The organism is Luteibacter sp. P4_E6 (assembly GCF_056401535.1).
In genome coordinates, this window is the sequence record NZ_JBFUJE010000128.1 from 1 (window position 1) to 9404 (window position 9404).

At 60.3% G+C, this 9404-nt stretch carries 5 protein-coding genes and 1 pseudogene; 5 read left to right on the top strand and 1 reads right to left on the bottom strand.

All coding sequences use genetic code 11. The annotated features are described in order from the left end of the window. The 5 genes from AC1DT2_RS10110 to AC1DT2_RS10130 form a co-directional block, all read left to right on the top strand. A partial coding sequence (locus tag AC1DT2_RS10110) for a sensor histidine kinase (RefSeq protein ID WP_477296096.1) occupies positions 1-1123 on the top strand: 1123 nt, incomplete at its 5' end. A 190-nt stretch (positions 1124-1313) separates the two neighbouring features. Beyond that, positions 1314-4553, top strand: coding sequence for an efflux RND transporter permease subunit (locus tag AC1DT2_RS10115; RefSeq protein ID WP_477296097.1), 3240 nt, complete (start codon positions 1314-1316; stop codon positions 4551-4553). A 97-nt stretch (positions 4554-4650) separates the two neighbouring features. Continuing rightward, positions 4651-5730, top strand: a complete 1080-nt coding sequence (locus AC1DT2_RS10120; RefSeq protein WP_477296098.1) for an efflux RND transporter periplasmic adaptor subunit — start codon at positions 4651-4653, stop codon at positions 5728-5730. Continuing rightward, positions 5723-7195, top strand: a complete 1473-nt coding sequence (locus tag AC1DT2_RS10125; protein ID WP_477296099.1) for an efflux transporter outer membrane subunit — start codon at positions 5723-5725, stop codon at positions 7193-7195. Before AC1DT2_RS10120 ends, AC1DT2_RS10125 begins: the two co-directional genes overlap by 8 nt. A gap of 43 nt (positions 7196-7238) precedes the next feature. After that, complete coding sequence (locus AC1DT2_RS10130; protein WP_477296100.1) at positions 7239-7745, top strand: hypothetical protein; 507 nt, start codon at positions 7239-7241, stop codon at positions 7743-7745. 85 nt (positions 7746-7830) lie between these two features. Here AC1DT2_RS10130 and AC1DT2_RS10135 read toward each other — a convergent pair. Next, positions 7831-9404 (bottom strand): annotated as a pseudogene (locus AC1DT2_RS10135) (hypothetical protein); the annotation flags it as partial.

Genomic DNA, 9404 nt, shown 5'->3' on the forward strand with positions numbered 1-9404 from the left:
GGCTTATGATCCCAATGGCAATTTGATGGCGGCAACAGCCAATCTGGCGGATCTTCCTGCGCCGCGGAGTGGCGAGCGAGGCTTCAGCGATATTGAACATGACGGCTCGCGCTGGCGATTGTTCACTCTTACCAATCGCTTCAATCTGACGATCCGCATCGGTGAACGGGCGGAGAATCGGTCTGATATCACGCGCGGACTGATACTGGAGCATGCGCTTCCTTTGGTCATAGGACTGCCCCTTCTGGCTCTCCTGGCAGGGCTCGCTGTTAAACATGGTCTCCGACCTTTGGGATCGTTGACACAGGTGCTTGCCGAACGAGCTCCTCGCAGCCGCAAACCTATATCTATCGACCGGTCGCCGGACGAGATCAAACCGCTGATAGAGACGCTCAATCAGCAGTTGGAGCGCCTCGAAGACGCGATCGAGCGCGAGCACCGCTTCGCCGGTGACGTGGCGCATGAGCTGCGTACCCCTCTGGCAGCAACCATGATCCACTTGGAAAGCGCCCTCATCGCCGAAGATCCCTCCGAAATCAGCCCCATTCTTCAAAAGGCACGTCGTAGCCTTGGTCGACTTGGCCGTCGCATCGAGCAAATCCTGGCCATTGCGAGGCTTGAAGCAGGAGCAGCCTCCCAACACCGCGTACCTCTCGACCTGGTGGCGCTCGCGACAGAGGTGGTGGAAGAACTGGCGCCAACTATCGACGAAAAAGACATCTCACTCAGTCTGACGCACGATGAGCCAGAACTGCGGGTATCGGGGCATGAGGTCGCACTAACGGCAATGTTCCGCAACCTTCTCGAAAATGCACTGCGCCACACACCTGATCGCAGCCGCGTGGATATTTCCCTGCGCCGCCAGCATGGTCGCGCCATCATTGATATCTGCGACGACGGTCCGGGCATTCCATCTGATCGGCGCGACGCGGCGTTCCAGCAGTTTCGCCGCGGAGCAGACACGAAGGAAGCCGGCTACGGGCTCGGATTGAGCATTGTGCAGCGCGCGGTCGAGCTGCACGAGGGAACTACCGAACTACTCGAAGCCCCATCCGGGCAGGGCTTGCTGGTCCGCATCAGCATCGCTTCCCTGCCGCCGGGCCTACCCGGGGGCGAGATGTAGGGCCTGGACAAGGCATCCCGGCGAGACAAAAGATTTCCACAAGGATCGGTCGGAATAATGGGCCTGGGCGCTTCTGCCCCCAGCCAAGCCGAGCGATCTTGACGATGAATGCGACTGTGCCAAACCGACCTGCCCACGACCGCAGGCGTGTCATCTCGCTGTCACCGTGGCACACCGCTGGTCGCAGCGCATGCTAGCCCTCGTCCGAATCGCTCTGTCGCGGCCCTACACCTTCATTGTGTTGGCCCTGCTGATACTTATCGCCGGGCCGCTGGCGGCATTGCGCACCCCAACCGACATCTTCCCGAACATCGGCATCCCCGTCATCAGCGTGGTCTGGAGCTACAACGGTCTCCCGCCGGACCAGATGTCGGGCCGCGTCATCTATTACTACGAGCGTCAGTTGACTACCTCGGTCAACGATATCGAGCATATCGAGTCGCAGTCCTTACCTGGTGTGGGCATCGTCAAGATCTTCTTCCAACCGGGGGTAGATATCCGGACGGCGACGGCGCAGGTCACCTCCATCTCGCAGACCGTCGTTAAGCAGATGCCGCCAGGCATCACGCCACCGCTCATCTTGAATTACAACGCTTCGACGGTGCCGGTCTTGCAAATGGCCTTATCGAGCCCGGTATTGTCCGAAGCGACCATTCGTGACATTGCGCAGAACTTCATGCGCCCCACGCTGATCTCCGTTCCCGGGGTTGCCATTCCGACTCCCTATGGCGGCAAGCAGAAGCAAGTGACGCTGGATCTCGACCCGCACTCGCTAGCGGCGAAGGGCCTGTCAGCCCAAGACGTCGGCAATGCTCTGGCGGCACAAAACCAGATCATCCCCGTCGGCACGGCCAAGATCGGTACGTTCGAGTACCACGTTCAGCTCAATAACAGCCCCACTGCCATCGATGAGCTGAACAATCTCCCTATTAAGACGGTCAATGGCGCCACGATCACGATCGGTGACGTCGCACATGTGCGCGATGGCGCGCCGCCACAAAATAATATCGTGCGTGTGGATGGAAAGCGCGCGGTGCTCATGCCTGCACTGAAGAATGGCAACGCCTCAACACTGGACGTCGTTGCGGGGATTAAAAAGCTCCTGCCGCTCATCGCCGAGACGCAACCGAAATCGCTGAAGATGCACCTGCTCAGCGATCAATCGATCTTCGTAAAGTCTGCCGTCTCCTCAGTTGCCCGAGAGGGGATTATCGCGGCGGTGCTTACATCAGTGATGATCCTTCTCTTCCTGGGAAGTTGGCGCTCGACGGTCATCATTGCTCTGTCCATCCCGCTGTCGATTCTGTCGGCTATCACCTTGTTATCGGTGTTCGGGCAGACGCTCAACGTGATGACCCTGGGCGGCCTTGCTTTGGCGGTCGGCATCCTAGTGGACGACGCTACGGTAACCATCGAGAACATCAACTGGCACTTGGAGCAGGGCAAGGGCGTATTCGATGCGATCATGGACGGCGCCAGGCAGATCGTGACGCCCGCGTTCGTCTCCCTACTCTGCATCTGTATCGTTTTCGTACCGATGTTCATGCTAAACGGGATCGCCGGATTCCTGTTCCGGCCGATGGCGTTGGCCGTCATCTTCGCGATGGTGTCCTCGTTCATTCTGTCTCGCACTCTGGTGCCCACGTTAGCGATGTTCTTGCTAAAGCCGCATCACGTCGAAGGCGGAGCGGGTGGACACCCGGGAGACAAGTATCTCAACCACCACGAGGGTGATCGACACGAAGTGCGTCGACACAACGTATTGGTCAGGGGCCTGCTAGCGTTTCAGCTTGGTTTCGAAAAGCGGTTCACCCGCGTTCGGGATACCTACTACGGCATCCTGACGGTCGCGCTCGACCATCGAAAACGTTTCGTCATCGGCTTTCTCGGATTCGTGGTGATCTCCTTCGCGCTCGTTCCCGCGTTGGGCCGCGACTTCTTTCCCGAAGTCGACTCGGACTCCCTGTCGATGCACGTACGGGCCCCCATGGGGACCCGCGTGGAAGAGACCGCCTCGGAGTTTGACCACATCGAACRGGCGATTCGACAAGTGATTCCACCCGGCGAGCTGGACACGGTTATCGATAATATCGGCCTGCCGCTGAGTGGCGTGAATCTGGTCTACAGCAGTAGCGGCACCATTGGTTCACAAGATGGTGATATTCAGATCGTGTTGAAAGACGGTCATCGTCCCGCTGCCGAGTTCATGAAGCGTCTGCGAGAGACCTTGCCGCGCCAGTTCCCGGGAACGCAGTTTGCTTTTCTGCCGTCGGACATGACGAGCCAGATCTTGAACTTTGGTGCGCCTTCCCCGTTAGACGTGTCTATCGCTGGTCGCGACCGCGTAGCAAATGAGGCATACGCCGAAGAGATCATGAAGGCGATGCGAAAGATTGATGGCATCGTCGACGTGCGACTTCAGCAGAGTTCCAGTTACCCACAGCTCAACGTGAAGGTTGACCGCCTTCGCGCCGACGGCTTAGGCATCACCGAGCGTGACGTGACCAATAGCATGGTTGCTTCACTAGCAGGCAGTTCGCAGATCGCCCCTGCGTTCTGGCTGAACCCGAAGAACGGCGTTTCTTATGCCATCGTTGCGGCGACACCTCAGTACCTTCTCGACTCGATGGCCGATTTGAAGGCCTTACCGGTCACTGCTTCTGGCAACGGAGCCACGCAGATACTTGGCGGTCTCGCGACGTTCACGCGAGGTCCTAGCGAAGCCGTGGTGTCGCACTACAACATCATGCCCGCGTTCGACATATACGCGTCCATTCAGGGACGCGACCTCGGCGGCGTGGCTGGTGACGTTCAGAAGGTGCTCGCTGATTTCGCTGCAAAACGCCCTCCGGGCACTCTGGTGAACCTGCATGGCCAAGTCGGCACGATGAACGATGCGTTCAGCGGCCTGATCTTCGGACTGGTCGCAGCTGTCGTTCTCATCTACCTCCTCATCGTCGTGAACTTCCAGTCGTGGACGGATCCCTTCGTCATCATTACAGCACTTCCTGCAGCGCTTGCCGGCATCGTCTGGATGCTCTTCCTCACTCACACCAGCCTGTCGGTGCCGGCCCTTACTGGCGCGATCATGTGTATGGGCGTGGCAACGGCGAACGCCATTCTGGTGATCAGCTTCTGCCGCGAGCGACTCGCTGAGCACGGCGACGCTGCCAAGGCAGCACTCGAAGCCGGGTTCACGCGTTTCAGACCCGTTTGCATGACGGCTCTTGCCATGATCATTGGCATGCTGCCAATGGCGCTCAGTCAAGAGCAGAACTCGCCACTCGGCCGGGCGGTCATCGGTGGCCTGATGTTCGCCACCTTCGCAACTCTGCTGTTCGTCCCCGTCATCTTCGCGATGGTTCACGGACGCACGGCGCCTGCTTCCTCCGAACACCGTCTCATCGGAAATCAACCTCATGTCGCATGACGCTCCTATCGCTCACTCCGGGCGGCCTCCGCGTGTTCGTCTAGCCCTCGGTATCGGCATCGGCCTCGCCTGTATCGGCGTGGTTGCAGGCCTTTCGTTGCGTGCCGTCGAGTCGCGCGAGCTCGGAAGCTGGACAAAGGCGCAGCTCACGCCGAGTGTTCAGCTCATCGCGGCCTCGGCGCTTAGCGGCGATCAAGGCCTGACGCTTCCCGGTCACCTGGATGCGTGGATCGCTACCCCCATCCACGCGCGGGTAAGCGGCTACCTGAAGCAATGGAACGTAGATATCGGTGACAAGGTCAAGGCCGGCCAGGTCCTGGCTCTTATCGACACTCCGGAACTCGATCAACAATTTGAACAGGCTAAGGCCCAGCTTGTGCGGGCGCAGGCGAGCGTCCGTCTGGCGGATACGACGGCGAAGCGCTGGCATGATCTTTTGGAGTCGCGGTCGGTCTCTAAGCAGGAGGCGGATGAGAAGGCGAGCGAAGCCGAGACCGCACGAGCGGGTGTCTTGGGAGCTAAGGCGGATGTGGATCGCCTCGCAGCCCTGGAGTCTTTCAAGCGTATTGTGGCGCCGTTCGACGGGACCGTCACCGCACGCAACACGGATATCGGCGACCTGATTTCCGCTAACAGTGGTGGCGGTGATCCGTTGTTCTCCATTGCCGACACAACCCAGATGCGTCTTTACACGCAGGTCCCTCAGGGCTACGCGTCGGCCGTGGTGCCGGGTATGAAAGTGAAGCTCCTCGTCTTGGGCCATGGCGGGGAGACCGTCGACGGTACGCTCATTGGCACCTCCCATGCTATCAATCGGGCGTCAGGCACCCTGCTGGCACAGTTCAAGGTCGAGAACCCGCGGCAGGACCTCCTGCCCGGCGACTTTGCGGAGGTCCAGCTGACAACCCATGCCACGGGCAACACCGTGACCGTGCCGGCGACCACGCTTCTGTTCCGCGCGGCGGGTCCGCAGATCGCCGTCATGGGGAAGGACAACACCGTCCTTCTGCGTGACGTGCACATTGCGATGGACCTCGGCGACAAGCTGGAGATCGACCAGGGATTACACCCTGACGATCGAATCATCGATCACCCGACGGACTCTCTGGCCCAGGGTGACACCGTTCAGATCGCTCCTCCTTCGACCGACGAGCACAATCATGCCAAGAATGCGTGAGCTGACATCTCGCAGTCTCTGCACGGGCTTGCTACTGGCACTCGGTGGCTGCTCCCTCGCGCCCGAGTACGTAAAGCCGTCGATCGGCCCACTACCCGATGCGTTCAAGGGTGCGGCTGCTCCCAGAGGCTGGGCCGTCGCAGCCCCCGGCGATGCGGTCGCTCGTGGTCCTTGGTGGAAGGTCTACGGCGATCCGACACTAGACGAACTTGAGACAAAGCTGGATACAAACAACCCCGACCTTGCCGTGGCTCTTGCACGACTCGACACCTCACGCGCCTTCCTCGAGCAGTTGGGCGCTGAACAGGCTCCTCGCATCGGTGTCAGTGCCAGCCCGACGAATGACCGCCAGTCGGACAATCGCCCTTTGCGGGGGACCAATCAGCCCAACGAATACGACACCAGAACGTTCGGTCTGTCGACGGGCTATGAGTTGGATCTTTGGGGGCGCATCCGCAACGAAGTCGCGGAAGGTAAAGCCCAGACGCAGGCCGCGGAAGCCGACCTTGCATCCGCTCGGTTGAGTCTGCAGGCGCGACTAGCAGATCTCTACATCAAGCTGCGGGGTTTCGACACCGAGTCACGTATCGTCCAGGATTCACTTGCGGCGTTCAGTGACGGGCAGCAAATGACGCGTAAGCGGATGGACGGCGGGGTGTCGTCCGGTTTGGACCTCGCTCGCGCAAACGCGCTGTTCGCAGACGCGCAAGCACRAGACACGGAGCTCAGGGTACAACGCGCRCTGACCGAGCACGCGATCGCAACGCTGGTCGGCGAGCCTGCTTCGAGCTTCTCGTTACCCGCCGCGCCGACTGCCGCTGTGGCGCTTCCCGCCATTCCGGTAGACGTGCCGTCCTCGCTCTTGCAGCGAAGGCCAGACATCGCTGCTGCTGAACGGCGCGCCTTTGCGGCCAACGCCGGCATTGGTGTCGCCCGGGCAGCCTTTTACCCAGACATCGGCCTCAGTGCCGCATTTGGATGGCAGGACGTAGGGCACGGTGATCTGCTCGCTGCCAGCAATCAGTTCTGGAGCCTTGGTCCGTTGGCATCGATGAATCTTTTCGATGGGGGCTTGCGCCGAGGACGCGAGGCGCAGGCGAAAGCTGAGTTCGCATCGGCGTCCGCTGAGTACCGAAGTGTTGTGCTCCGCGCATTTCAACAGGTCGAAGACAATCTTTCCTTGCTTCAGGAGCTCGGCCGGGAGAACGAGCAGGAGACCGCAGCAGCCGATGCAGCGAAGGAATCACAGACGCTAGCGACCAATCGCTACAACGAAGGCGTCGTCAGCTACCTCGAAGTCGTGACTGCCCAAACAGCCACGCTGCAGGCCGAGCGTACGGCTGAGCTTGTGCGGACAAGGCAACTGCAGGCGAGTGTCGATCTCATCCGAGCCCTCGGCGGCGGATGGTCTGAAGCCACGACCCAAACCGCGCAGCTGAAAGATCCACAGGACCGGTCCATCTGAACGTGAAGACAGCAGCCAGCTTTTCACTTGGAGACTTATCGTGATGTTCCGACCCATTCGGCAAGCTCTGCAAATCTTCCTCGTCGCCGGGCTCTCTGCCGGATGCGCTGCGAACCTGGAGACCAGGACAGTGCAGGGTTCGGATACCTATCAGAAATGGGACGCGCGAATGAACCAGATGCCGTTCAACTTCCATTATCCAGACGGTCATATCGAAAGCTTCGATGTGCACGGTAACGTCTGGCCGGTTCCGTTGGGGCTTTCGAAGCCAGCGGGCGAACGTGTTGAAGTTTATTTCGGCCACTTCCCTCGGCTGCCACCGACGATGTGCAGCAGTCACCTCAATCTGAGTGGCCCCGCCATCGACCAGACGACGCCGAATGTGGTGGCGTCAATCTGCGACCACGACCGAGTTGTTGTGTCGTTCCGCGATCATGTGAGGCCTCGTGTTCTCGTGGAGAAGTCTGAGTACGTCAGCCGCGTACGACATGTGTTGTTGGAAGGCATTTGGGAAAGCGCTGCGCAGGAACCCGATCCGCTCCCTTATTGACCTGTCTTCTTCGGACAAAGAAAAGCGGCGGGCAATGCCCGCCGCTCGTTCCGTCCCTGGGTAGAACTCCTTTCCGATGGTGGTATCAGAACGGGTAGTAGCGGAAGCTGGTGAAGACCATATCTTCCTTAGCCTTCGCAGAGCCACCCACGCCTTCAAACGAATCACGCACCGTATGCGAGTACTGGGCGCCGAACTGGGCCTTGCCGAACTTGCCCTGGTAGAACTTCCACCAGAAGCCCAGGGTGCCCTGGTAAATCTGCTTCGTGTTGCCTACGCAAGCGCCGCCTTCAATGTCGCAGCCCGCATTGCTGTACGCAGCGTTGCCGTAGCCGAGAGGCACGCCGTTGTACGAGAACGCTTTCGCATCTTCGTGCTCGCGGCCGCCGAGAAGATAGATGTCCATGTCCGGATTGGCGTGCAAGGTCAGGCCAGCCAGAACCATGTTTTCCTTGATCGGAGCGATCGAGCCGTTCGGCTTGAACGTCACGTCCGGCAGCTGTGCCGAGCCATAGCGACCGATGCCACGGCCCTGCATGCCGGAGAACTGGAAGTCCAGGAACTTTTCGACCACAGGCAGGATCATGCCGACGCCGAAACCGCCGCCGTAGACGTCGTGGTTGCTGGGGCCTGAGCCCGAGTTGTAGCGGTTATAGAACGCGCGGCCAAGGCCGAAGATTTCGTAATGACCGAAGCCAGGATCAGCCGCGAACTTCACGATCACGTCGGGAATGTGATTCACCGAGAGCGTGTTGGCCGAATCGTAGCCAGAACCGGCGGCCGTGTTGTAGATCGACGTGACCGGTGCTTTGGCTTGGTTCGGGCTCACGTAGAACGTCGTCTGCGGGTTTTCCAGCGAGATGCCGAGCCAGTATTCCTTGTTCCAGTCCTTGACCAGGCGGATCTGCGGCTGACGCGCCCAGCTGAAGCCCGGGACGTACTGAGCGTCGATCTGCGGCGGAGCGGCTTCCGTGCGCGGAGTGATGCCCTTGGTGTTCAGCGTCAGCAGCGACCAGTTCTGGCCGGCCAACAGGTGCAGGCCCGGCTTGTCCCAGTCGATCGTCATGTAGACGTTGCGCTCGCGCGGGTTAAACGAGTTGGACTCGTTCTGGTTCGCGGTCTGGGCGCCGCCGAGGAAGTCGGCCTCGATGTAACCGGCAACGTGGGTGTCCGGATTGATGTCGCCTTGGGCCAGCATCGAGATGCGGCTCTGGCGAGCGCTGAAACGACCCTCAGAAAGGTGGCCCGCCGGGGTGTTCTTGTACGGAATCGAATTGTAGTTCGATGCGATGTCCGCGCCTTCCTGGTGCGTACGGTAGATCGATTCAGCAGCGAGGAAGCCACCAAGGGTGATATTCACGCCCTTGTACGCGATCTTGTCCGACGACTTCTTGGAGGCGGCGGCGGCATCGGTAGCGGCGACCTGTGCATCATTGACGGCCTTGGCCGTCTCGACCTGCGCGTCCGCCTGTGCTTCCTGCTTGGCCTGGAGGTCGGCGACCTGAGACTGCAGTGCGGCAAGCTGTGCTTGCAGCTGCTGAAGGGTGGCGGCATCGATCGTGACGCGGGTCGGCTGCTGCGACTTCGGCGTCGCGGCCAAAGCCGAGAAGCTCGTCAGGCCCAGACCGGCGGCGATGGCCACCGTGAGCAACTTGGAAC